Genomic DNA, 23433 nt, shown 5'->3' with positions numbered 1-23433 from the left:
CCGGTGAAGCCGAAACTCCTCACCGTCCTGCCCGAATACACGCCTCGCCTGTTTGCGGGCGACGCGATCGCGTCGGTGACGGTGGCGATGGTCGCGCTGCCGCTGAGCATTGCGATCGCCATCGCCTCCGGCGCGCCTCCCGCCGCGGGCCTGATCACGGCCGTGATCGGCGGTTTCCTGATCTCGGCGCTGGGCGGCAGCCGGGTGCAGATCGGCGGCCCGACCGGCGCATTCATCGTCGTCGTGTATGGAGTGATCCAGGCGCATGGCTATGAAGGCCTGCTGCTCGCCACGCTGATGGCCGGCGCAATATTGGTGGCGGCGGCGCTGCTGCGCGCGGGCCGGCTGATCGAGCTGATCCCGGAGGCTGTGATCGAGGGCTTTACCGTCGGAATCGCGATCGTGATCGCGACCAGCCAGTTGAAAGACCTGCTCGGCCTTTCCATCGCTTCGCTGCCCGCGGCATTCCTGGAAAAGCTGCCCGTGCTTTGGGCCGCGCGGGGAACGCTGAACCTCGCGGCCTTGTTGATCGGGGCTGGCACGATCGCCCTCATTTTCATTCTGAGGCGTGTCGTGCCGCGCGTGCCCGGGCCGGTGATCGCCGTGACGCTGGCAAGCGCGGTCGTGGCGCTGGCGCATCTGCCGGTCGATACGGTCGGTTCGCGCTATGGCGCTTTGCCTTCAGGGCTCCCCTGGCCGTCGCTGCCGCCCGTCTCGCTCGGCAGAATGTCGGAGCTTCTCTCTTCGGCGATGGTGATCGCTTTTCTGGCCGGCATCGAATCGCTGCTGTCGGCGATCGTGGCCGACCGCATGGTCGGCGGCGCGCATCGATCGAATGCCGAACTGCTCGCCCAAGGTGCGGCCAATATCGCGTCGCCGCTGTTCGGAGGGCTTCCGGTGACCGGCGCAATAGCGCGGACGGCGACCAACGTACGTGCCGGCGGCCGCACTCCGGTAGCGGGCATGCTCCATGCGCTGGTGATCCTTACCATCATGACCCTGGCGTCGCCGCTTGCCGGATACCTCGCCATGCCCGCGCTTGCCGGGCTGCTGATCGTGACGGCCTGGACGATGAGCGAGCCGCATCGCTGGCCGGAGCGGCTGCGCGGCCGGGCGGGCGACAAATTCCTGCTGTTCCTGACCATGGCGCTGACGGTGCTGGCGGACCTGACCGTGGCGATTGCGGTGGGAACGGCGATCGGCCTTGCCCAGCGGCTCGCGCGACGCGACGTGCCGCCCGCCGACTGGACGCCGCCGGAGCGTTGATCAGGGCTGCGGCTTCAGTTCGCTGAGGCGGGTGCGGGCGAGGCGCGGGTCGCGGTCGAGTTCACCGGCCTGCTTGATCTCGCGGCGGAGCTCGTCGCGCTTTTCGTGAATCGAGGCGATCACCGGGCCCATTGCGACGCCCAGATCGACCAGCACGGCTTCGGAGAGTTGAAGGGAGCTTTCGAGCGTTTCCGGCACCGCGTCGGTGGCGCCGGCGCGATAAAGCTCGGCGGCGTGGTCGATGTCGCGGGCGCGAGCGACGATCGTCAGGTCGGGCACCCAGCCGCGTACGCGGCGGGTGAGGTTCACGCTCAGAACCGGGTCGTCCATCGTCAGGATGAGCGCGTCGGCATGGCCCAGGCGCAGCCGATCGATGATGTCGGCGCGCGAGGCGTCCCCGAACTTGACCGGATAGCCCTGCTTGCGGGCGGCAGCGACGGCGTCGATGTCGGACTCGATCGCGATGTAGGGCTTGCCGTGCGCTTTCAGCATGTCGGCGACCATCTGGCCGACGCGGCCGAAGCCGATGATCACGGTGCCGGGGCTGGTCGGCTCGATCGGCTCCTCGACCGTGCGCTCCAGCCGCCGTCCGAGATCGCGGCCGACGCGCGCGAGCAGCGGCGTGAGGGTGAGACCAAGCGCGGTGACGATCTGCCAGAACGCAGCGGTCTCGGTGCGGATCAGGCCGGCCTGCGCAGCGGCGGCGAGCACGATCAGCGTGGTCTCGGACGGCGAGGCCATCAGGATGCCGGTCTGCAGCGAAGCGCCGCGGGCGCTGCCGGCGAGACGCAGCAGCGCGAAGGTGACAAGCGTCTTGACCAGCATGACGCCAACGATTGCCGCGACCAGCGTTGGCCAGTTCGCCGCGACGAGGGCGAGGTCGATGCTCATGCCGACCGTGATCAGGAACACGCCGAGCGCGAGGCCGCGGAACGGCGCCGTGATCGATTCGACTTCGCCGCGATATTCGGTCTCGGCGATGCTGAGACCCGCGATCAGCGCGCCGACGATCGGCGACAGGCCGACGGCGCTGGTCGCCAGGCTGGCGGCGATGACGGCGACGAGGCTCGCGGCGAGGAACAGTTCCGGGTTTTTGGCGCGCGCAGCCTGGGCAAAGAGGCGGGGAAGCAGGAAGCGGCCGGCGATCAGCAACGCCGCGACCACGGCGACGCCCGCTGCCGCAGTGGTGCCGAGCGCGGCGAGATTCGGGTCTTGCCCCGTTCCAACCGCGCCGAGCAGGAAAATGATCGGCACGAGCGCCAGATCCTCGAACAGCAGCATCGCAAAAGCGGGGCGCCCGACCGCACCTTGGGTGCCGGTCATCGGCAGCACCAGCGCCGTCGAGGACAAGGCCAGGGCAAGGCCCAAGCCGAACGCTCCGGTCCAGGGCTGGCCGAAGGCAAGCAGGGCGAGAGCGATCAGCACTGCGGAGCCGAACAGCTCGGAGGCGCCAACGCCAAAGACCAGCGCGCGCATTCCCCAGAGCCGTCGGAACGAAAGTTCCAGGCCGATCGCGAACAGCAGCAGCACGATGCCGAGCTCCGCGAACGGCTCGATCGCGTGCGGGTCGGAGATGGTGAAATAATAGAGCCAGCGATGGTCCGGAACCAGACGGCCCAGCCCGAACGGACCGACCAGCGCGCCGACGAGGATGAAACCGATCACCGGGTTCACCCGGAAACGCGCGAAGGCCGGGATCACGATGCCCGCGGCGCCCAGGATCACCAGCGCGTCGGAAAATCCGGTCGAGGTCAATGCGAAAGCCACGACCCTGCCTTAACCGCCGAACGCGGCGTTTGTCAGCCTTGCGTTCGCCCGACGCGTTCGATCAGCGCCGTCGCGGCTGCCGGAGCACGGACCTTGGCGCCGGAGATGAAGAACACGAATACGTCGCGGCCGCCCTTGGCCCAGGTGCGTGCCTGGTCGGCCCAGCGGTCGAGCTCGGCGGCGTTATAGCCGGTTTCTTCTTCCTCGCGGCATTGCTGGAGTCGGGCATAGGTGAAGCCGGCGGTTTGCTCGTCAAAGGTGGGATAGTCCGCGGCGTGGGCATACACGACAGCGACACCGGCCTTGCGGGCGAGGTCGAAGAATGCCGGGTCGCGGAAGCTTTCGTGGCGCGGCTCGAAGGCGTGGCGGAGCGGGAGGCCGCCCCATTCCATCGGAAGCAGCGCGAAAAAGGCGGCAATCTCGTCCGGATCGAACTTCTTGGTGCCGGCGAGCTGCCAGAGGATCGGGCCGAGCTTGTCGCCGAGCTCGACCAGACCTTGGTCGAAGAAATTGCGAATGCTTTCCTCGGCTTCGCCAAGATTCTTGCGATTGGTGCAGAAGCGGCTGGCCTTCAGCCCATAGAGAAAACCTTCCGGCGCGACCTTTGCCCAGCTCGCAAAGGTCTTGGGGCTTTGGCGGCTATAGAAGGTGCCGTTGACTTCGATCGCGGTCATCGCGTTCGTGGCGAACTCGATCTCTTTCGCGCGTGGCAGCTTGGGCGGATAGAACACGCCCCGCCACGGCTCGAACGTCCAACCGCCAATGCCGACCCGGATCATGGTCCCCGCTTAGCGGAGCGCGCGCTTCAGGGCCAGATTGTCGAGGATCATGCCGCCGGCCATGAACACGCTGCCGGTGCAGGCGAGGAACAGCAGCTTGCCGCCGATTCCGGGATATTGCTGCAGGTAATGAATGCCGCGCTCGCAGCCGCCCAGCGCTAGCGCATAGATGACGAGAAATGCCTCGAAGCGAGTCTTGATCGTGAACAGGCGGCGCAGCTTTGCGAACATGGGTCCAGTAACGCGCGAGAACGGCCCTCGGACAAGGTAAATAAAGGGTTAACGCCCCTTCGTCATGCCGGACTTGATCCGGCATCCCGCTTCTTTTCTTGCTGCACAACAGAACAAGCGGGACCCCGGCTCAAGGCCGGGGTGACGATGGCAGGTCAAAGATTCTCGTCGCTTAGATCGAGGCAGGCGAGGAGCGCGGTCCGCGCGGATTCGATACGACGGATCAGCGCCGGATCGGCAAGCGCGGCGGGATCAATGGTTTCCGGCCAATGTTCGGCGATGACGGCATTGAGGCGGTCGAGTTTTGCCTCATCGAGCATGAAGCGGGAATCGACTTCGGCGGGATCGGCGACGACGCGGAGGCGAAGGCAGGCGGGGCCGCCGCCATTCGCCATCGACTGGCGGACGTCCACGAACAGCGTCTGCCGGATGGGGCCGTTGCCGGCGACGAGCTCCTCCAGATAGCTGCGAACGGCGGGGATCGCCTGCGCTTCGGTCGGCAGGATCAGCGCCTGTTCGCTCGAGGGAAGCGTCACGAGCTGGGCGTTGAACAGATAGCTGGCGATCGCATCGGCCAGCGAGACGCGCGCGGCCGGGACTTCGACGATGCGCACGTCCGGCAGCGCCCGCTCCAGCGCTGCGTAGAATCCGTCGCGATCGGCGAAGGCGTGCTCGTGCGTGAAAAGCGTCAGCCCGTCGGCAACGGCGACGACGTCGTTGTGGAAGGCGCCGGCGGCGATCGCCTGCTCGGCTTGCTCGACGAACAGCGTGCGTTCGGGATTAAGGCCGTGATGGGCAGCGACCGCCTCGCTGGCGGTGCGGTGCTGGCGCGCCGGGAAGGGGCCGCCGGAGCGGCCGTAAACGAAGATTTCGACGCCCGGCTCGCCGTGGCCGGGCGCGAGGCGCATGTGGTTGGCCGCGCCTTCGTCGCCGAACGGGGCAGGGACGGGGCCGTGAACGTCGAAAGACGGCGAGGCGAAGGCTAAGCGGAGCTGCTTCAGCGTGTTGGGCCACTCATGGCTGCGGTGCGGCATGGTAACGAGGTTCGCGACGGTCAGGTGGCACTTGCCGTCCTTGGTGTCAGGCGCGGGCGACACCGTCGCCGCATTCGCCGTCCACATCGGCGAAGCGCTGGTCGCCCAGGCAGCCACCGGTGGTGCGCTTTCCATCGTCGCGCCGAGTTGGTCCAGCCACGCCCAATCGGGGCGCGGGTGCGGCAGCAGCACGCCTTGCGGCAAGCCGAGGCGGAGATTGTGCCGCATCTTGGCCAGCCCCTGCAGCGCCGCTGCGCGCGGATAGCTGGTCTGGCCCGCATTCTTCGTCGCGGCGAGGTTGCCGAGGCTGAGGCCGGCATAATTGTGGCTGGGGCCGACAATGCCGTCGAAGTTGATTTCAGTCAGCATGCTACACCTAATCGTCCATGCCGAGCGAAGTCGAGGCACGCACTGCTTATGCCGTCCCTCGACTTCGCTCGGGATGGACGGTGCAGAGGGCGGCTCACGCGCGCTCCACATGCATGACGGTGTCGCCTTCGGCGATGCCGAGCAGCTTTGCGCCAGCGGAGTCGATGGCGATTTCGCCATTCGCCAGCGTCTCGATCTGCGCATAGGCGGCACGCCAGGCGGCGAGGCGGCCGGCGGTGGCGAGGCGGCGTTCTCCAGTCACCTCGCCGATGCGGGCCACGCGGGACTCGACGGCTTCGCGAATCGAACGGATCTGATCGGTATGCGCGACCATCGTCGGCCCGCCGTCGAAGATGTCGATGTACTTGTCGTGGCTGAAGCCTTCATGCTCCAGCATCCGCATCGCGGCGCGGCCGCTCGGATGCGGCATCGCGATTACGTGCCGGGCGCTTTCGGGCAGCATGTCGATATAGATCGGGTGCTTGGGCATCAGGTCGGCAATGAACTGGTTGCCCTTGACGGCATTGAACTCGTCGGCCTCCTGAAAGCTCATGCCGAAGAAACGGCCCGCCAGCCCGTCCCAGAAAGGGGAGCCCCCGGCTTCGTCGATGACGCCGCGGAGCTCAGCGAGCGTGCGGCTCGAAAAACGGCCGCGATGCGCCTTCATGAACAGATAACGGCTGCGGGCGAGCAGCATGCCGAGGCCGCCGGCGCGTTCGCGCGGATGGAGGAAGAGGCCGCCGACTTCGCTTGCGCCCTCGAGGTCGGTGGAAAGCGTCAGCATGTCGGCGCGGAAAGTGCGGTTCAGCTCTTTCGAGAATTGGGTGAGCGTGCCGATCCGGTAGGAATAGAAGGGCCAGTGCTGGCCGACCATCGTGAAGATCTGGCAGGTGCCGCGGACCTGGCCGGTCTCGCTGTTTTCGAGCACCATCACGAACAGGTCGTCGACATGCTTGTCCGTCTCGCGTGCAAGCGCCGCGGCGGAGCGTTCGAGCTTGGCGCGGAGCGACTTGCGGTCGGGCGGCAGGTTGGTGAAGCCGCCGCCGGTGAGCTTGGCGAGCTCGTAGAGCGGACCGAGATCGTCGAGCGTGGCCGGGCGCAGGAAACAGCTCATGGGCGGCCGCGCTCCGCCAGTCTGAGGATCGCGAGCGTGGAGAGCTTTGCCCGCTCGGGCAGGGATTCAGGGATCAGAAATTCCTCCGCACTGTGAATGGCGCCGCCGCGCGCGCCCATCGTATCGACCACGGGCACGCCCTGGGCGGCGATGTTATTGCCGTCGCAGACGCCGCCGGTCGCTTTCCATGCGACGTCCAGGCCAAGATCGGCGCCGCAATCGCGGACGAGACCGAACAGGCGCTCGGCGGCGGGGTCCAGCGGCTTGGGCGGGCGGCCGAAACCGCCATGAACATGGATATTAACTTCGCGCTCGGCGGCGACCATCGCGACGGCGCTGTCGAGATGGGCGCGGGCGCGGGCTTCGTCCTCGGGCGTGGCGGGGCGGAAATTGATGCGCAGGATCGCGCGATCGGGCACGACATTGTTCGGGCCGCCGCCATCGATCTTCGCCGGATTGATCGAGAGGCGGGGACCGATCGCCTTTTCGAGCCTGAGCGCTAGGTCGGCTGCGGCGAGAACGGCGTTGCGGCCATCCTCCGGATTGCGGCCGGCGTGCGCCGAGCGGCCGGAGACGACGAGCGAGAAATTGCCGCTCCCAGCTCGGGCGCCGGCGAGCGTGCCGTCGGGAAGGGCGGGCTCGTAGGTGAAGGCGGCGGCTTTTCCGCGCGCGGAGCGGGCGATCAGCGCGGCGGAGGAGGGGGAGCCGACTTCCTCGTCGCTGTCGATCAGCACTTGATAGCCGAGCTGCGCGGCGGCGGGTGTGGTCTCGACCGCTTTCAGAGCGGCGAGCATCAGCGCGAGGCCGCCTTTCATGTCTGCGGTGCCGGGACCATTGAGCCGGCTGTCTTCGAGCCAGCGCAGCGTCTGGAACGAGTGATCGGCGCCGAAAACCGTGTCGTAATGGCCGGTGAAGAGAAGCTGGACCGGCGCTTCGGGGCGGACGGTCAGCAGCAGATGGTCGCCATGCTCGATCGCGCGGACTGAGCCGTCGGCATCGACGACATTGACCGGATCGGGAGGAACAAGCTCCAGCGCTCCAGGCAGCGCCGAGAAAGCGTCGGCGAGCAGTCCTGCCATCGTCCTCAGCCCGGCAAGGTTGCGCGAGCCGCTGTTGACCGCTGCCCAGGTCTGGACCTGATCCAGCATCGGCGCCGAAGCCGCCGCCTCACATGCCTTTGTTTCGGCTCCGTTCAACGCCATCCTTGGCGTCTAGCCGGGGCCGCGGCCCAAGCCAACACCGGCCGGAAAAGGCGGCGTTAGCTGCTCGGGCGGAACTCGGGGTTGTCCTTTTCCTCGTCCGACTCGTGCTTGCGGATGTTGGCGATGGTCTTCTTGTCGGCCTCCGAGGCATCCGCCTCGTTCTGCTTGTTCTGCTGGCCGGGCTGCTTGGCGCCGGCGGCACTGGTGTCGGGATCCACGGCTTTGCTCCTTCGTGCGGTCAACCTCCGTGGAGACCTGGGCGTTCCCCGCATTGACTCCCGGGAGGCATCGGATCATTAGAACAAAAAGTGAACACAAGTGAGTCGCCCTGCGAGCTGCAAGAGCTTCGGCGGCATATTGCCGGCATTCAGCACGCGCGTCCGCAGGAGAAGGAAGGCTGCGTCAGCCTTGGTGTCGAGGCGATCGACCGCAGTCTGGGCGGAGGACTGGCGCGCGGCAAGCTGCACGAGCTGTTCGCGCTGGAAAAGGAGGAAGAGGCCAGCGCGGCGGGGTTTGCTGCGATGCTGGCGGTGCGTTTCGGCGGGCCAGTCGTGTGGCTTCGCACCGAACGAGCGCATGCCGAAGGCGGCGGCCTGTACGCGCCGGGGTTGCTGGACATCGGCTTCGACCCAACTCGCTTGCTGGTCGCGGTGTTGCCGGATGCGAACGCTGTGCTGCGCGCGGCCAACGATATCGCGAGGTGCCGCGAAGTCGGCATCGCCATTGTGGAGCTGTGGCGGCGTTGCCCTGAGCTGGGCCTGACCGAGACGCGGCGCCTGACGCTTGCGGCCGAGGGGTCGGGCAGCACGGTGCTGATGCTGCGGGTTGATGCCGAGCCTGTGCCCAGCGCCGCCCAGACCCGCTGGAGCGTCCAGTCGGCCGAAGCCGTGCCGCTGGATGCGAATGCGCCGGGCCGCCCGACGCTTAATTTGGAATTGCTGCGCCAGCGCGGCCGCCCTGCCGGCGGCAGTTGGCGCGTGGAGTGGGATCGTGACCAAGCCAATTTCGTGGAACCAGCCACCAGCGCGCCGCTTCGCGGCCCTGTGGTTCCCCTTCCTTCCTACGGATCGGATCAGGCGCGCCCCGGGTTGCGCCGCGCCGGCTGACCGGCCGCTCGCGCTGATCGAGAAGGTCCGCGGCGCGCTGCGGCTGTTCGCCGTTGATGCAGAGGCTGTCGCGCAAGGGCTCGCGCTGGGCATGACGCTAGCGGATGCCCGCGCCCGCGTGCCCGACCTGGCGGTCGAGGATTATGACGGGCGCGCGGACCAGCTCTGGCTCGAACGAATGGCGGCGCTTTGCGACCGTTTCACGCCTCTGGTGGCCCTGAAGCCGACCGATGGTTTGATCCTCGACATCACCGGCTGCGCGCATCTGTTCGGTGATGATGCGGGCCTAGTCGCAGACGCGCGCCATCGTTTGCGCGCGCATGTGAGCCTGATCCGATCCGCGATAGCGGACTCGCCCGAAGCGGCGTTCGCGTTGGCGCGGTTCGGTGCCGAAGGCACTACATTGCCTGATTTGCCGGTCGAGGCGCTCGAACAAGGCGAGGACGTGCTGACCGCGCTGCGCCGGGCAGGGCTGCGCACGATCGGCGATCTCTCAGGCCGTCCCACAGCACCACTGACGGCGCGCTTCGGCTCAGAGACGACCGACGCTCTGGACCGGCTGCTGGGCCGCGCCGACAGCCGCCTCACACCTTTGCGCACGCCGCCCCACCTGTTCTTCGCCCGGCGCTTCAGCGAACCGATCGCCCGGACCGAGCATGCGCTGGACGCCGTGGCCGAGCTGGCGAAACAAGCCGCCGAGGCTTTGCGAGACCGGCACGCGGGCGGACGGCGCTTCGCCGTGCGCTTCTACCGCAGTGACGGCGCCACGCGCGACGTTGCGATTGAAACGGGCCAGCCGACCCGCGACCCCGCCCTGATCATTCGGTTGTTCCGTGAGCAGATCGAGCAGGCCGCCGATCCGCTCGACCCCGGCTTCGGCTTCGACATGATCCGCCTTGCGGTGCCCGTCGCCGACCCGCTGGCGCCGCTGCAATTGGGGTTGCACGACCGTGCCGCCGACGAAGAAGCGTTCGCCGCCCTGGTCGATCGGTTGAGCGTTCGCCTGGGCCGCGGCCGCATCCGTCGCTTCGTGCCGCGCGACACGTATATTCCCGAGCAGCAAATGCTCGCCTTGCCGGCCATCGAAGCGGCCGCGCCGGTGGCCTGGCCGCAGCCTGCCTCGGGCGAGCCGCCGCTTCGGCCCCTTTGCCTGTTCGATCCGCCGCAGCCGATCGAGGTGATGGCCGAAGTGCCCGACGGGCCGCCGCACCGCTTTCGCTGGCGCCGGCAGATGCACGAGGTTCGGCGCTACGAAGGGCCGGAGCGCATTGCCGCCGAATGGTGGAGACGCACTAAGGGACCGGGCCTCACCCGCGATTACTACCGGGTGGAAGATGCGCGCGGGCGACGCTTCTGGCTGTTCCGTCACGGCCTCTACGGCAGCGAGCGCAAGCATCCGGACTGGTACATGCACGGACTGTTCGCATGACTGGTTTCGCCGAACTGGTCGCCGCAACCAATTACTCGTTCCTGCGCGGCGCTTCGCATCCGAATGAGATGGTGGGGCAGGCGATGGCGCTCGGCATGCCCGCCATCGGCATTGCCGACCGCAACACCGTGGCCGGCGTGGTTCGGGCCTATGTCGCGCTCCGGGATGCGAAGGAGGAAGCGCGCGAAAAAGGGCTTGGCGAGATCACATTCCGTCTCGTCGTCGGCGCGCGGCTGGTGTTCAGCGACGGCACGCCGGACATCGTCGCCTATCCTTCGACACGACTGGGCTGGGGGCAGCTCACGCGGTTGCTGACGCTCGGCAATCTGCGGGGGAAGAAAGGGGAGTGCATCCTCCGGCTCGAGGATCTGCTCGACCATTGCTGCGATCTGCTGCTGATCGTCATGGCGTCGCCGGAAGATGCGGCAGTTCTCGGGCGATTGAAAACGGCATGTCCAAAGTCGGTGTGGATCGGCGCGACGATGCCGCGTCAGGGCAGAGACCGGCGTCGCCTTGCTGCGCTGATGCGGCTCACCGCGCAAACACGCCTACCGTTGCTCGCCACCAACGACGCGCTCTACGCCACGCCCGACCAGCGCCCGCTGCACGATGTGCTAACCTGCATCCTGGAAAAGACACGGATCGAGGAAGCCGGCCGACGTCTTGAAGCCAATGCCGAGCGCCACCTGAAAGCGCCGGTGGAAATGACGCGGCTGTTCCGGGACTGCCCGGAGGCGGTGGCGGAGACCCAAGCCTTTCTGTCGCGGATCGAGTTCACCCTCGACGATCTGAAATACGAATACCCTCACGAGCCGGTCCCCAAGGGCTGGGAGCCGCAGGAATGGCTCGAGCATCTGGTGCTGGAAGCCGCGCACAAGCGCCATCCCGACGGGCTGCCGCCAAAGCTGGTGAAGCTGCTGGACGAGGAGTTCGGCCTGATCCGCGCGCAGAAATACGCCTATTATTTCCTGACCGTCCACGATCTCGTCGCCTTTGCTCGCGCGCAGGACCCGCCGATCCTGTGCCAGGGCAGGGGATCGGCGGCGAACTCTGCGGTGTGCTTCCTGCTCGGCATCACCTCGGTCGATCCGATGAAATACGACCTGCTCTTTTCCCGCTTCGTCTCGGAAGAGCGCGGCGAGCCGCCCGACATCGACGTCGATTTCGAGCACGAGCGGCGCGAGGAAGTGATGCAATATGTCTATCGCCGCTACGGCCGCCACCGGGCCGGCATCGCGGCGACCGTGATCCACTACCGCCCGCGCAGTGCCGTGCGCGAGGTCGGCAAGGTGCTGGGCTTCACCGAGGACGTGACCGCGCGGCTGGTCAGCACCGTCTGGGGCAGCTTTGCCGACACGATGGAGGAAGAACGGATCACCCAGGCCGGGTTCACGATCGACAATCCCGACATCGCCCGCCTGAAAGCCCTGGTCGACCAGATCCTGAAATTCCCGCGCCACCTGTCGCAGCATGTCGGCGGCTTCGTGCTGACCGAGGGACGGCTGGACGAGCTGGTGCCGATCCACAATGCCGCGATGGAGGAGCGCACCTTCATCGAATGGGACAAGGACGATATCGACGCGCTGGGCTTGATGAAAGTCGACGTGCTCGCACTCGGCATGCTGACCTGCATCCAGAAAAGCTTCGAACTGCTGCGCGCGCATGGCGAAGGGGATTACGAGCTGGACACGATCCAGCAGGAAGACCCCGCCGTCTATGACATGCTGTGCAGGGGCGACAGCATCGGCGTGTTCCAGGTCGAAAGCCGCGCCCAGATCAACATGCTGCCGCGGCTCAAGCCTCGCACACTCTACGATCTGGTGATCCAAGTGGCGATCGTGCGGCCGGGGCCGATCGAAGGGGATATGGTCCACCCGTATCTTCGCCGGCGCAACGGGATCGAGAAGCCCGAATATCCTTCTCCTAAACCGCCACATCCGCCCGACGAACTCTATGACGTGCTCGGCAAGACCTTCGGTGTGCCGTTGTTCCAGGAACAGGCAATGAAGCTCGCAATCGTCGCTGCCGGTTTCTCTTCAACAGATGCTAATCGTTTGCGCAGATCGATGGCGACGTTTCGTCATGTCGGCGGCATGCATAACTTCAAGACCAAAATGGTCGAAGGCATGGTCGGCCGCGGTTACGAACGAGACTTTGCCGAGCGCTGCTATCGGCAGATCGAAGGGTTCGGCAGCTACGGTTTTCCCGAGAGCCATGCGCTGTCGTTCGCGCGACTCGTTTACATCTCTAGCTGGATCAAATGCCACCACCCGGCCGTGTTCGCCTGCGCGCTGCTCAACTCGCAGCCGATGGGCTTCTACGCGCCGGCGCAGATCGTCCGCGATGCGCGCGAACATGGCGTTGAAGTGCGCCCAGTCGACGTCAACGCCAGCCGCTGGGACAATAGCCTGGAGCGCGACGGGGAGGGGATGCTGGCGCTGCGGTTGGGCTTCCGACAAGTCGAAGGGTTTCGTGAGGCATGGGCCGAGGCGCTGGAGACGGCGCGGAGCGAAACGTCTTTCGCCACGGTCGAGCAGCTTGCCCGCCGCGCAGAGCTGCCTTCCTCAGCGTTGCGGTTGCTTGCCGATGCCGATGCCTGCCGTTCGATCGGGCTGGACCGGCGGGAGGCGCTCTGGGAAGCGCGGCGCGTGCCGCAGGACGAACTGCCGCTGTTCGCTGCGGCACGAGCGCGGGAGCTGGGCGCCGAACCAGCCGTGGCGCTTCCGGCGATGCCGCTCGTCGAACATGTCGTCACCGATTATCAGGTCACGCGTCTGTCGCTGAAGGACCATCCGATGACGTTCCTGCGCCACGCGTTTCGATGCGAAGACGTGTTGAGCTGCGCCGAAACCTCGGCCGCGAAGAACGGCGCGATCGTCTCCACAGCCGGCATCGTGCTGGTCCGCCAGCGGCCGGGCAAAGGCAACGCGATCTTCGTCACGCTGGAGGATGAAAGCGGCATCACCAACGTGCTGCTCTGGGCGCGGCTGTTCGAACGCTTCCGCCGCGAAGTGATGGGCTCCCGCCTGATGCTGGTCGAAGGCGAAGTGCAAAAAAGCCGCGAAGGCGTCGTCCACCTGATGGCGAGGCGCGTGAAGGACCGCACGAAGATGCTCGACCGGCTGGGCACTGGCGAGGAACTGTCTTCGATCAGCCCGACGCCTGCCGAACAATTCAGGCACCCACGCGACGTCCGCATCCTCCCCAAATCCCGCGATTTCCACTGAGCTCACAACATCGCGGGCATGCTCTCATTGAACGGCAATGGAGAAGAACGCTTTGATAGCTCGCGCGCAGCGCACGGGTTCTTTATCCCGGCTTGCCCGGGCTAAAGAACCCGTTGCGGTTGGCCTGCGATTTCTGAGCTGCTAGGCCCGTCGAGGAACTGCTGATAATGGCGCTGCAGTTGCGGTTGGCCTGCGATTTCTGAGCTGCTAGGCCCACGCGGAAGGTGAAGCCCGGCTATGCTCGGTTGCGGTTGGCCTGCGATTTCTGAGCTGCTAGGCCGCCCGGCGTCCACTGGATCGTCACCTTGAAGTTGCGGTTGGCCTGCGATTTCTGAGCTGCTAGGCCCTACGAGGGAGATTTTATCTAGGGTTTTCAGTTGCGGTTGGCCTGCGATTTCTGAGCTGCTAGGCCAACCTCATCGAACACAAGCCCGCCGAATGAGTTGCGGTTGGCCTGCGATTTCTGAGCTGCTAGGCCCCGCCAGGAGCCTTGTTCAAGCTGTCCTTCGTTGCGGTTGGCCTGCGATTTCTGAGCTGCTAGGCCGACGTTCTCGCCAACGAACCGCTCACCATTGTTGCGGTTGGCCTGCGATTTCTGAGCTGCTAGGCCCGGCTGCGGAGCTTCCCTACGCTGCTGACAGTTGCGGTTGGCCTGCGATTTCTGAGCTGCTAGGCCGCACTCGCTTACGAGTGCATCACGACCACAGTTGCGGTTGGCCTGCGATTTCTGAGCTGCTAGGCCCGCGAGCGTTCGCTAGGTCGCGGGTGTTGGGTTGCGGTTGGCCTGCGATTTCTGAGCTGCTAGGCCCGGTTCGAGAAGCAGGGACGTGAGGTAATCGTTGCGGTTGGCCTGCGATTTCTGAGCTGCTAGGCCGCATCGCCGCAATGGCCGGCGATCAGCTTGGTTGCGGTTGGCCTGCGATTTCTGAGCTGCTAGGCCTATGTTTAATCTTGCCCGGCCGGATGACTTGTGTTGCGGTTGGCCTGCGATTTCTGAGCTGCTAGGCCGATGATGACAACGGTCGCGCGCGCTGTTGGGTTGCGGTTGGCCTGCGATTTCTGAGCTGCTAGGCCCGCAGCCCTGAGTGACGCCGATCTGGCGCAGTTGCGGTTGGCCTGCGATTTCTGAGCTGCTAGGCCTCGTTGCTTCAGCAGGATCATCGTCACCATGTTGCGGTTGGCCTGCGATTTCTGAGCTGCTAGGCCCGGAACCGGCGACGAGAGCGTGCACAAGGAGTTGCGGTTGGCCTGCGATTTCTGAGCTGCTAGGCCTGTTCAACGGGAGCTTTAGGAGCGTTGCTAGTTGCGGTTGGCCTGCGATTTCTGAGCTGCTAGGCCGGGTGTGTTGTTAAGTTGTTGGAGTAGACCGACAAAACGGCACATCCGGTCGAGCAGATTTGCTTCGCCACCTCAAAACATCGCCAGTTGATCGGGGTTTTTCCGCTGCTTCTTGCGGCGCTGGCTCGAAAATCGGACGATATTTTCGTACTGCCGGTCGGTGAAGGTGAGGATGTGCACGTCGCCTTTTTCCGGCAAGTTGCGCTCGATGCGCTTGAGGTGCGTCTGAAAGCTGTCCTGGCCGTTGCAGAAGCGGGCATAGACCGAAAACTGGCTCATCTCGAAGCCTTCGTCGAGCAGGAATTCGCGGAACTTCGTCGCGTCGCGCATCTGCTTTTTGGTGCCGACGGGCAGGTCGAACATCACGAAAATCCACATCAGCCGGTAGCCGCTGAGATAGCTGGCCCCGCCGCCATTGCTCATGCCGCCGCGTCGAGCGTGGCGCGGCCGATGCTGCCCCATTCGATCGGGCTTGGCGGCTCGAACAGCGCGAGCGCCGGAGCGCCCGTCTCGAAGCTGCGCGCCAGCGATTGGGCGAGGCGGACTGCGGCTACGGATACCGGGGATGCCTCGCCCTCGATCCGCAGGTCGAAAGCGATCAGACGGGCGAACCGCCGCTTGGTCGGCGGATCGAGCGCTTCGATGCCTTCCGCCAGCAGCGCGGCGACGAGCGCGTCGACCAGTGGACGAAAGGGCTCGACCAGGTCGTCGGCGAGCGCGAAGGCGTTGCCGCGATTGGCATGATGGATGCCGATCGTCGGGTGCAACCCGGCCGCGATCACTGCCCGGGCGACCGAAGCGCGCATGACGGCATAGCCGTAGTTGAGGAGTGCATTGGCGCCGTCCTGATCGCGGTCGCGCCGGAACTCCGGCCCCATCAGCAGCGGCCAGTAACGTTTCGCAGCCTGCGCCTCGAGATTGTCCGGATCGCCGGAGCGGACCCGGCGGGCGAGGAAGTGCAGCGCCTCCGCCTCCCGGATGCCGCGCGCTTCGAGCAGCGCGGCCTGTGTCCTGATCTTGGCGACGACGACCAGCCGCCAGAGCTGCTTGGCGAGCGGGCGCGAGGCGTTCCACTGCGCCTGGATGCGCGCGCCCTGGGCGTGGTGTCCCTCCAGCGGCAGCGTCACCGCGACCGGGGTGTGGTTCGTTCCGCAGAACACGATCGGCGCGCCGCGCTCGGCCAAAGCCGCGACTAGGTTCGCGCTCCAGGTGGTGCCATGCGCGTGGACGATCAGCGCGTGGATGGCGTCGAGCGCGATCCGACCAACTTCCTCTCCGCCCTCGGACACGACCATGAAGCCGCGAAAGAGGGAGAGGTGGCGGCCGTCGGTCGCGATATCGACGATGCGATCCATGCTTCCCCCTTCGCGGAGAAGCTAAGGAAATCAGCGGCTTTTGTCAGCGCGGGCCGGGATCGAAAATCCTCCCTAATGGATCAATCCGCACTTGACGGGCCTTGAGGTTCTTGAGGCCGCCTGCCGAGGACAGGATGTATTTGAACGGATCGAGATCGTTCGGCGTCGCGTCCCGGGCCTTCAGAGCGCCTGCCTCGTTGTGCTCGGCCAAAGCGATCTGGCCATTTCCGGAGAATTTGACGACCCGCACGATCTCGGGCGCACTTCGGTTGCGCTCGATGGCAACCATGTCGTTCTGGCGCAGGCTGAGGACCTTCTTCGCAGCCGGGTGCGGACGTCGTTCCTTGCTGTCGCGTTCGTGCGCATCGAACATGGAAACGATATCCGATGTCCAGCGCCCGTTCGGCAACCGCCACACATCGAAACGCGCGTTGGCGTCACCCTTGTAAGCCTTGTAGGCGCGGCCTTGCTTGTCGCGGATCGGAATGACGTTCAGTGGCTCCCGGACGCGCACGCGGCGCACGCCGTGATCCTTCGAGAACTTCGCCAAGGCGGCCTCGAACTCCTTGCCGCTGCGTCCTTCTGTCGCCCGATGCAGCGCGGCACGGAGCGTCGGGTCGGGAATTCGCTCCGAATTGGAGATATCGGCCGGCTTCAGGCCCATGAGCGGAACGCGATGAACGACGATCGGCGTCTTGCCATCCGCGGCCATATCGCCGGTGAAGCCATAGGCCGTGTCGTTGTGCAGCCGGCCGGCGGTGACGTCGTGCCCCTTGGGCGGCAGGCCTTTGCGCCCATGATCCGGCTTGTGGCTGACCGTGACCCGCTGCAGCGCTTCGAACAGTTCTTCGCGAAAACCGGGCCAGGGCTGGGGCAGATCCTCGAACAGCCGGTCGAGGTCCTTGTCCTCGGCGCGAGCGGATGCGCGGGCGATCTCCATCAGCAGGCTTCGCGTGGTGACGGCGGTGACGGCGGCGTCGATCGCATGGTGGCGATGGTCGAGCCGGTTCTTGGGCGCATTGCTGTGGCGGTTCTCGACCACGCCGTAGTTATGATCCGGGAGCAGGCTGTTGAGGTCCCACAAGCGTCGCAGCATGGCCGTCATTCGGCCAGGGATGACATAGACGCTGCCTTCCTCCTTGGTCGGATAGAGGCTTGCCAGATAGCGGCCGGCGAGGCGGGAGAGATATTGCGTGTCGGTGAGCTGGCGGGCGATGAACCCGCCGTCCTTTTCGACCCGCGCTATCGCATCGGAGCCGAAGCGCCACTGCTTCGATTTGTGCAGCCGCGCGACCTGGTTGGCGATCGTCTCCCATCGCTCGGGATCATGGCCCCATTTCTCGTGCGGCGTTCGATTGCCCTTGATGCGATTGCAATGTCGATGCGCGACCACCTTGTTTGACGCGCTGTCGTCCAGCGAGCGGGAATAAGGGATGATATGATCGATATCGGCCTCGCCGCTGAAAAGCTGGCGCATGCCGATCGGCTCGCCGCAATAGGGGCAGCGGCGGTCGAGCGGATTGGCGGGGTTCAGCTCCTCCCAGATGCGGAGCAGCGCGCGATTGGCGCCGCTGTTGGCAAAGCCTTCCTCTTCCAGCTTGCGGCCGCGCAAGTCGGCGGCGGCCGTGTCCTTCCGGATGCGGCGGTTATGCTCTTCCTTATCCTTTTCGTTCAGCTTCAGCTCGCGGGCGAGCTCGACGACGATATGGTCGGGGCGGCCGTGGACCTTGATGATCGCGTTCACCAGCTTTTCGAGCTGGCGCAGGCCGATATGGACGGTAGGGTTGGTGATCTTGCCCCAGCGCTGCTCGGGCGGGTCGTTCGGGTCTTGGGTTCCCGGCGGGATTTCGCGCGTCAGCAGCTCGCCATAATAGGGGAGCTGCGGCAGGATTTCGCCGGTGCGGTCGTCGCTATGGTGCCATCCGGCGCGTTTCACCGCCTCGTCATAGGTAATGACGTCCTTTTTCAGCTCGTCGAGAACGCGCGCGGTGGCGGTCGGACCAAGCCGGCCATAGCCTTCGGGCAGCGAAGCGCGGGCGGCGGCAAGCGCCTGTTCTTCCGATAAGCCGCATTCGTCGGTCAGGTAGGCGTGAAGCGTTTCGGGGTCTTCCTCGTCGATGATCCGCTCGATGATCTCCCATTGCCGGTCGCGATCAAGATGAGGCCAGCGGTCGCCGAAGCGCTTCTTGTCGGCCATCGTCGCATAGACTTCATCGCCGGCGAGCTGCGTGCGCGTGGCGCTGGCCTTGTTGAAGCTCTGGCCGGGATCGAGCTTGAGGAGCCTGGCGAGACTGTCGAAACTCGCCGCCTTCGCGCCGCGCAGCTTGAGGATCAGCCGGTCGCGCTCGTCCCGCGTCAGCTTGCGCGCCGGCGCGCCGGGCGTGGTGATTTCGAGCTGGTTGACCTCTTCGTATAGCCGGCGCTCCTGAAACTGTGGGTGCGCTTTCGGCAGCCGGCGCTCGCTGTGGACGAAGGTGCAGACGCCGACTTCCTGTTCCTTCAGCGGACGCTGGAAGAACAGGATGCGTTTCAGCGCGTCGCGCGCTTCGTCGGTGAGCAGGGCAGGGTGGTGCGCCTGCTGCCGGGCCCAGATCGTGTCGAACTCATATTCGACATGCCGGCGCTGCGGGTAGAAGTCGTAACCCTGCGCGTCGCTGCCCATGCGCACGCGCTTGATCTCGCGCCCATGCAGGAACTCGCCGAGCGTTTCGGCGCCGCTTTCCGCCATCGCCTGGTCAAGGGCCTTGGCGCCGCTCGCGATTTTGCCGTCTTCGGCATCTTTCGATTTGCGCTCCGCCTTGCGGTTCGACTTGAAGCCGCGGCGCTGGTTCAGGTGGAAGAGGGCGCGGCCGATCTCGTACGGCTCCAGCCGCTCGTCGAGGGCACGGGCGCGGAGCTCATAGGGATCGCGCTCGGCAAGCAGCTTCGCCTCACTCGCATCGGCAGGCATAAGCCCGTAGCGCTTCAGCGCCTTCAGGAATGCTGAACGTCGTCCGAGATACCGATCCCGCCGCCGCCGCATCGCGCGGGCAGCACGACGATCGACCGCAAGCGATGCGCCGGACTTCGGATCGCGCCCATCGCTGAAGATGCGGACCCCGATGTCCACGATCCGCGCATCGTCTTCGGTCAGGCACCAGCCAATGCTGTTGGTGCCGATATCCAGCCCAAGCCTTTTCATGCACTTCCCCCTTGCGGCGCATGTTTGCAACGAAGGGGAGCAGATGCAATTGACTTTGCAGCCAATTTGAACGAGTTTGAACTTCTCAGAAATCGCAGGCCAGCTGTTAACAAGCAGTCTGAACTGCACCAAATAAGGCGAGGGCTACGGCCCCCGCTTTTCATTTGGGCACAGGTTTCAGCTCGCTTCTCGCAATCCGCCATTCGCGTTGCGCAGCCGTGCAGCCGGGAACATCGTTGCAGCGGCGAAGCGTGATCGGGCCTTTGAGGTTGAACGGCTCGCCGGTCTTGAGGCGGCCATAGGCGACTGCCGGCACGTCGACATACAGCGAACCGGCGGCGCCTTTGATCGCGCCGGGAGAGCCGATCTGGGCGTGGTATTCGGTGTAGCGGCCCAAGCTCGCAGCTAATGCCTCGGGGGTCATGCCGCTGGCCTTTCCGCCATCCGACCAGAGCGCGCGGGCCTCAGCGTATTTCGCGGCTTCGATCAGCGCAAAATAGGTCTGGACGACGTTCGCCGCACCTTGGGCGCTCGTCTTGGCGAAGGGTGCTTCGGAGACGGGCGTGCGGTCGTCGGGGAGGCCGGTGGGTGTGCCGGGAGCGGGCGGTTGGATTGGGGAGGGCGCCGGGGTTCTAGTGGCCGTGGGGGCGGCTGTCTGCTTCTTGGTGTCGGGTGTCGCGCTGCAAGCTGCTAGGAAGGCGGTCAGGGTGAGGGGCAGGGTTTGCTTCATACAGTGGAAATCCGCGGTGGAAGCTTCCGTGCCCAGCACCCTCACCCCGCTCGCGCCTGCTGGCGCGAGTCGCCCTCTCCCGCCGGGCGGGAGAGGGGCTAGCGGCGATAGCGCCTGAAGTTTCCGGCGTTGGTGCGGAAGTCTTCGAACTGCAGGATCGCGGCGCCGCGGTCGCCCAGCGGGATCATCGCCGAGCCGAAGGCCCCGACGGTGTTGCCGGTGCCGATCTCGAACCCGACTTCGCCATGGATCGCCCGATCTCCGCCGGTGCCACCGCCAAGCGCGCTGGCGAGCGCGGCGTCGGCGGTCCGCTCGTCGCTTTGGGCGAGGATGCGTTCCTTTTCCTCAGGGGTGAGGCGACGGACTTCGCCAAGATCGGCGGGTTGGGCTGCGGTCTGTGCGCTTGCCGGAGTCTGGAGAACGATGAAGGCGACCAGAACAGTCGGCAGGATGATCGAGCGCGGCATGAAGCAGGCCTGCTCGGCTGGGGATGAAGGACGGCTGAACGGGCGCCGGTTACGCGCTCAACGGCACGTCGCATCGCCCGTTGTCGGGCCATGCGGCGTCCGCTAGGCGCGCCACCGATGCGTTCGGCCTATCTTGATCTGTCGGGTGCCGATCGCTCGCTGATCCGGCGGCGCGCGCAGAGCATCGGGCTGACGATCCTCGTCCACTTGCTGCTTGTGCTGATGCTGCTGAAGCTCGCGCCACCCGACCAATGGCGGAAGAAAGTCGAGGAGCATGGCCCGCTGACTTTCCAGCTCACCCCCGATGCGCGGAAGTCGGTCGCGCGGCCCAAGACCGTGCAAAAGGCGCGGAGCGGGGCGGCGCCGGTAAAGGCCGCGGCCGCGCCGCCGCCGGTGCCCGTTCCCAAACCCGCGCCGACGATGCCGGCGCTGATCCCGGGCCTGGAGCATTTCAGCCTGTCGCAAGTCCATTCGACGGCGACCGAAACGGCGTCCGTCGACGATGGGAAAGGCAAGGACAGCGCTTCCGCTTATGGCCCCGGCGAGGGGCCGGGGGGCGTGCGCCTCTACAATGCCGAATGGTATCGCGAGCCGACCGATGCCGAGCTGTCCTATTACCTGCCGGCGGGACACCATATCGGCTGGGCGCTGATCGCCTGCCAGACGGTCGAGCGCTTCCATGTCGACAACTGCCGCGCGCTCGGGGATTCGCCGGCAGGCTCCGGGCTGGCGCGGGCGGTGCGCGAGGCTGCGTGGCAATTTCTCGTGCGGCCGCCGCGGATCGACGGGCGGCCGGTGATCGGCGCCTGGGTGCGGATCCGGATCGACTTTACCGAGGCCGGAGCGGCGGCGAAGAACTAGGCCGCCGCCTTCCGCCTTTCCGCCAGTTCCTGGTTCAGCATCTCGGCGAGCAGGAATGCCAGCTCCAGCGACTGCGCCGCATTGAGGCGCGGGTCGCAGTGCGTGTGATAGCGGTCGGCAAGGCTCTGCTCGGTCACATCGACGGCGCCGCCGGTGCATTCCGTCACGTTTTGGCCGGTCATCTCGCAATGGATGCCGCCCCCGAAGCTGCCTTCGGCGCGGTGGACGGCGAAGAAGCCGCGCACCTCGGCGAGGATGCGCTCGAAGGGCCGCGTCTTGTAGCCGTTTGCGGCCTTGACGACATTGCCGTGCATCGGGTCGCAGCTCCACACCACCGGATGCCCTTCGCGCATCACGGCGCGGACGAGCTGCGGCAGGCCCGCCTCGATCTTGTCATAACCGTAGCGGGTGATGAGGGTGATGCGGCCGGGCTCGCGCGCCGGGTTCAGCGTGTCGAGCAAGCGCAGGAGCGCGTCGGGCTCGAGGCTCGGGCCGCACTTCATGCCGATTGGGTTGCCGATGCCGCGCATGAACTCGACATGCGCCGAGCCTTCGAACCGCGTGCGATCGCCGATCCAGAGCATGTGCGCGCTGGTGTCGTACCAGTCGCCGGTGAGCGAATCCTGCCGCGTCAGCGCCTGCTCATAGGGGAGCAGCAAGGCTTCGTGGCTGGTGAAGAAAGTCGTGCCCTTGAGCTGGGGCACGGTTTCCGGATTGATGCCGCAGGCAGCCATGAAATCCAGCGCCTCGCCGATGCGGTCGGCAAGGTCGGTGTATTTCTTGGTCCAGGGGCTGCGACCCATGAAGTCGTGGGTCCAGCGATGGACCTGGTGCAGGTTCGCATAGCCGCCCTGTGCAAAGGCGCGGAGCAGGTTCAGCGTCGCAGCCGACTGGCTGTACGCCTTGACCATCCGCTGCGGGTCCGGCGTGCGGGATTCAGGCGTGAAGGCGATGTCGTTGACGTTGTCGCCGCGATAGCTCGGCAAAGAGACGCCGTCCTGCTCTTCCAGGTCCGACGAGCGCGGCTTGGCGAATTGGCCCGCCATGCGGCCGACCTTCACCACCGGCAGCTTCGACGCGAAGGTCAGCACCACCGCCATCTGCAGCAGCACGCGGAACGTGTCGCGGATGTTGTTCGGGTGGAACTCGGCGAAGCTTTCCGCGCAATCGCCGCCCTGAAGCAGAAAAGCCTTCCCCTCCGAGACGTCGGCGAGGTCGCGCTTCAGGTCCCGCGCTTCGCCGGCAAAGACGAGCGGGGGGTAATTGCGCAATTCGGCCTCCGCAGACGCGAGCGCGCCTGTGTCGGGGTAGGTCGGGAGCTGGCGAGCTTCGTGGGCGCGCCAGCTTTCAGGAGTCCATTTCCGCGGCATGATGGCTTCGCAATTGCGGAAAGGGGCGGGCGATTGCAAGCCAAGTCCGGCTTTATGCCGCCCTCATTTCATCATGGGCCGACACGGCAAGACAGCGGCCGGACGTTCGGCTATGCGGGCGGCAAGCAAGGTTCGGGAGTGATGAACATGAAGATGCGTAACGTATTGGCGGCGGCTGCGGCTCTGGTTCTGACGGGAGCGCCGGCAATGGCGCAGTCGGCCGACGAAGACGTCAAATGCCTGCTTGCTAGCAACCTATTCACCAAGGCCGAGAAGGATCCGGCGAAGAACCGGGTCGCGGTGCTTTCGGCCTATTATTATCTCGGCCGGGTCGATGCGCGGATGCCGGGTTCGCAGCTCGCTGCCGCGATGAAGAAGCAAGCCGCGACGATCACGCGGCAGACCGCGGGCCCGATCATGACAGCCTGCGCCAAGCGCCTGCAAAGCGCCGGCATGGCGATCCAGACGCTCGGCGGACAGCTCAGCACCAAAAAGTAATCGCGCAAGCGGCGGGCGGTCGACACTCGGCGCAGTGCGACGGTTCCTGTCCGATCTCTGTGATCGGGCTTGACACTAATGAGAATGATTAGCAATAGCGACCTTGAGG

19 protein-coding genes and 1 CRISPR repeat array are annotated in these 23433 nt (G+C 65.8%); of the genes, 6 read left to right on the top strand and 13 right to left on the bottom strand.

Annotation, left to right across the window (positions count from 1 at the left end):
* The first annotated feature begins 3 nt into the window (after positions 1-3).
* The gene (locus ACFSCW_RS09310; protein WP_380888603.1) at positions 4-1266 is read left to right on the top strand and encodes a SulP family inorganic anion transporter; all 1263 of its coding nucleotides are present in this window, start codon (positions 4-6) and stop codon (positions 1264-1266) included.
* Here ACFSCW_RS09310 and ACFSCW_RS09305 read toward each other — a convergent pair whose 3' ends face one another.
* From ACFSCW_RS09305 to ACFSCW_RS09275, 7 genes are all read right to left on the bottom strand, one after another.
* Complete coding sequence (locus ACFSCW_RS09305) at positions 1267-3033, bottom strand: cation:proton antiporter domain-containing protein (protein ID WP_380888601.1); 1767 nt, start codon at positions 3031-3033, stop codon at positions 1267-1269.
* A 32-nt stretch (positions 3034-3065) separates the two neighbouring features.
* Positions 3066-3812, bottom strand: coding sequence for a DUF72 domain-containing protein (locus ACFSCW_RS09300; protein WP_380888599.1), 747 nt, complete (start codon positions 3810-3812; stop codon positions 3066-3068).
* Positions 3813-3821: 9 nt separating this feature from the next.
* Positions 3822-4043, bottom strand: a complete 222-nt coding sequence (locus tag ACFSCW_RS09295) for a hypothetical protein (protein WP_380888597.1) — start codon at positions 4041-4043, stop codon at positions 3822-3824.
* Positions 4044-4198: 155 nt separating this feature from the next.
* Positions 4199-5446, bottom strand: a complete 1248-nt coding sequence (locus tag ACFSCW_RS09290; RefSeq protein WP_380888595.1) for an N-succinylarginine dihydrolase — start codon at positions 5444-5446, stop codon at positions 4199-4201.
* Positions 5447-5540: 94 nt separating this feature from the next.
* Positions 5541-6560, bottom strand: a complete 1020-nt coding sequence (locus ACFSCW_RS09285; RefSeq protein ID WP_380888593.1) for an arginine N-succinyltransferase — start codon at positions 6558-6560, stop codon at positions 5541-5543.
* A complete protein-coding gene (locus tag ACFSCW_RS09280) occupies positions 6557-7762 on the bottom strand; it encodes a hydrolase (protein WP_380888591.1) in 1206 nt (401 codons plus the stop codon). Before ACFSCW_RS09280 ends, ACFSCW_RS09285 begins: the two co-directional genes overlap by 4 nt.
* A gap of 56 nt (positions 7763-7818) precedes the next feature.
* On the bottom strand, positions 7819-7980 hold the full coding sequence (locus tag ACFSCW_RS09275) for a hypothetical protein (protein ID WP_380888589.1): 162 nt from the start codon (positions 7978-7980) through the stop codon (positions 7819-7821).
* Positions 7981-8070: 90 nt separating this feature from the next.
* Here ACFSCW_RS09275 and ACFSCW_RS09270 point away from each other — a divergent pair, with 90 nt between their 5' ends.
* The 3 genes from ACFSCW_RS09270 to ACFSCW_RS09260 are packed head-to-tail and all read left to right on the top strand — an operon-like array spanning position 8071 to position 13524.
* The gene (locus ACFSCW_RS09270) at positions 8071-8868 is read left to right on the top strand and encodes an ImuA family protein (RefSeq protein ID WP_380888587.1); all 798 of its coding nucleotides are present in this window, start codon (positions 8071-8073) and stop codon (positions 8866-8868) included.
* Positions 8753-10297 (top strand): Y-family DNA polymerase, encoded by a 1545-nt coding sequence (locus tag ACFSCW_RS09265; RefSeq protein ID WP_380888585.1) that lies wholly within the window; start codon positions 8753-8755, stop codon positions 10295-10297. Before ACFSCW_RS09270 ends, ACFSCW_RS09265 begins: the two co-directional genes overlap by 116 nt.
* Positions 10294-13524 (top strand): error-prone DNA polymerase, encoded by a 3231-nt coding sequence (locus ACFSCW_RS09260; protein WP_380888583.1) that lies wholly within the window; start codon positions 10294-10296, stop codon positions 13522-13524. Before ACFSCW_RS09265 ends, ACFSCW_RS09260 begins: the two co-directional genes overlap by 4 nt.
* Positions 13525-13636: 112 nt before the next feature.
* Positions 13637-14862: direct repeats of the CRISPR family, unit length 36 nt; unit sequence GTTGCGGTTGGCCTGCGATTTCTGAGCTGCTAGGCC.
* Between the two features lie 72 nt (positions 14863-14934).
* Here ACFSCW_RS09260 and cas2 read toward each other — a convergent pair.
* The 5 genes from cas2 to ACFSCW_RS09235 all read right to left on the bottom strand — a co-directional run bounded on the left by cas2 (position 14935) and on the right by ACFSCW_RS09235 (position 20595).
* Positions 14935-15285: a CRISPR-associated endonuclease Cas2 gene (gene cas2 / locus ACFSCW_RS09255; protein ID WP_380888581.1), complete on the bottom strand. Its 351-nt coding sequence runs from the start codon at positions 15283-15285 to the stop codon at positions 14935-14937.
* The gene (cas1, locus tag ACFSCW_RS09250; RefSeq protein ID WP_380888579.1) at positions 15282-16217 is read right to left on the bottom strand and encodes a type II CRISPR-associated endonuclease Cas1; all 936 of its coding nucleotides are present in this window, start codon (positions 16215-16217) and stop codon (positions 15282-15284) included. The genes cas2 and cas1 overlap by 4 nt, the downstream gene beginning before the upstream one ends.
* A gap of 43 nt (positions 16218-16260) precedes the next feature.
* Complete coding sequence (cas9, locus tag ACFSCW_RS09245) at positions 16261-19398, bottom strand: type II CRISPR RNA-guided endonuclease Cas9 (RefSeq protein ID WP_380888577.1); 3138 nt, start codon at positions 19396-19398, stop codon at positions 16261-16263.
* Between the two features lie 160 nt (positions 19399-19558).
* Positions 19559-20128, bottom strand: coding sequence for a hypothetical protein (locus ACFSCW_RS09240; RefSeq protein WP_380888575.1), 570 nt, complete (start codon positions 20126-20128; stop codon positions 19559-19561).
* Between the two features lie 98 nt (positions 20129-20226).
* Entirely contained in the window at positions 20227-20595 is a 369-nt protein-coding gene (locus ACFSCW_RS09235; RefSeq protein ID WP_380888573.1) for a hypothetical protein, read from the bottom strand.
* A 117-nt stretch (positions 20596-20712) separates the two neighbouring features.
* Here ACFSCW_RS09235 and ACFSCW_RS09230 point away from each other — a divergent pair, with 117 nt between their 5' ends.
* The gene (locus ACFSCW_RS09230; RefSeq protein WP_380888571.1) at positions 20713-21456 is read left to right on the top strand and encodes a hypothetical protein; all 744 of its coding nucleotides are present in this window, start codon (positions 20713-20715) and stop codon (positions 21454-21456) included.
* Here ACFSCW_RS09230 and ACFSCW_RS09225 read toward each other — a convergent pair.
* Positions 21453-22826: a class II 3-deoxy-7-phosphoheptulonate synthase gene (locus ACFSCW_RS09225; protein ID WP_380888569.1), complete on the bottom strand. Its 1374-nt coding sequence runs from the start codon at positions 22824-22826 to the stop codon at positions 21453-21455. The genes ACFSCW_RS09230 and ACFSCW_RS09225 overlap by 4 nt on opposite strands.
* Positions 22827-22973: 147 nt before the next feature.
* On the opposite strand from ACFSCW_RS09225, the gene ACFSCW_RS09220 reads away from it, so the two are divergent.
* Positions 22974-23324: a hypothetical protein gene (locus ACFSCW_RS09220; RefSeq protein ID WP_380888567.1), complete on the top strand. Its 351-nt coding sequence runs from the start codon at positions 22974-22976 to the stop codon at positions 23322-23324.
* The last annotated feature ends 109 nt before the right edge of the window (positions 23325-23433 follow it).

This window comes from Sphingomonas tabacisoli (genome assembly GCF_042678385.1).
Lineage (GTDB): Bacteria > Pseudomonadota > Alphaproteobacteria > Sphingomonadales > Sphingomonadaceae > Sphingomonas_B > Sphingomonas_B tabacisoli.
Note: the sequence above shows the minus strand (reverse complement) of the source record. Positions and strands in the feature narration are given on the sequence as shown.

Excerpts from the sequence above, each read along its gene's own strand:
- cas9 (WP_380888577.1), bottom strand. The coding sequence starts at position 19,398 with ATGAAAAGGCTTGGGCTGGATATCGGCACCAACAGCATTGGCTGGTGC.
- ACFSCW_RS09285 (WP_380888593.1), bottom strand. The coding sequence starts at position 6,560 with ATGAGCTGTTTCCTGCGCCCGGCCACGCTCGACGATCTCGGTCCGCTC.
- ACFSCW_RS09230 (WP_380888571.1), top strand. The coding sequence starts at position 20,713 with ATGCGTTCGGCCTATCTTGATCTGTCGGGTGCCGATCGCTCGCTGATC.
- ACFSCW_RS09295 (WP_380888597.1), bottom strand. The coding sequence starts at position 4,043 with ATGTTCGCAAAGCTGCGCCGCCTGTTCACGATCAAGACTCGCTTCGAG.
- cas1 (WP_380888579.1), bottom strand. The coding sequence starts at position 16,217 with ATGGATCGCATCGTCGATATCGCGACCGACGGCCGCCACCTCTCCCTC.
- ACFSCW_RS09290 (WP_380888595.1), bottom strand. The coding sequence starts at position 5,446 with ATGCTGACTGAAATCAACTTCGACGGCATTGTCGGCCCCAGCCACAAT.
- ACFSCW_RS09300 (WP_380888599.1), bottom strand. The coding sequence starts at position 3,812 with ATGATCCGGGTCGGCATTGGCGGTTGGACGTTCGAGCCGTGGCGGGGC.
- ACFSCW_RS09235 (WP_380888573.1), bottom strand. The coding sequence starts at position 20,595 with ATGCCGCGCTCGATCATCCTGCCGACTGTTCTGGTCGCCTTCATCGTT.
- ACFSCW_RS09280 (WP_380888591.1), bottom strand. The coding sequence starts at position 7,762 with ATGGCGTTGAACGGAGCCGAAACAAAGGCATGTGAGGCGGCGGCTTCG.
- ACFSCW_RS09260 (WP_380888583.1), top strand. The coding sequence starts at position 10,294 with ATGACTGGTTTCGCCGAACTGGTCGCCGCAACCAATTACTCGTTCCTG.
- ACFSCW_RS09240 (WP_380888575.1), bottom strand. The coding sequence starts at position 20,128 with ATGAAGCAAACCCTGCCCCTCACCCTGACCGCCTTCCTAGCAGCTTGC.
- cas2 (WP_380888581.1), bottom strand. The coding sequence starts at position 15,285 with ATGAGCAATGGCGGCGGGGCCAGCTATCTCAGCGGCTACCGGCTGATG.
- ACFSCW_RS09220 (WP_380888567.1), top strand. The coding sequence starts at position 22,974 with ATGAAGATGCGTAACGTATTGGCGGCGGCTGCGGCTCTGGTTCTGACG.
- ACFSCW_RS09225 (WP_380888569.1), bottom strand. The coding sequence starts at position 22,826 with ATGCCGCGGAAATGGACTCCTGAAAGCTGGCGCGCCCACGAAGCTCGC.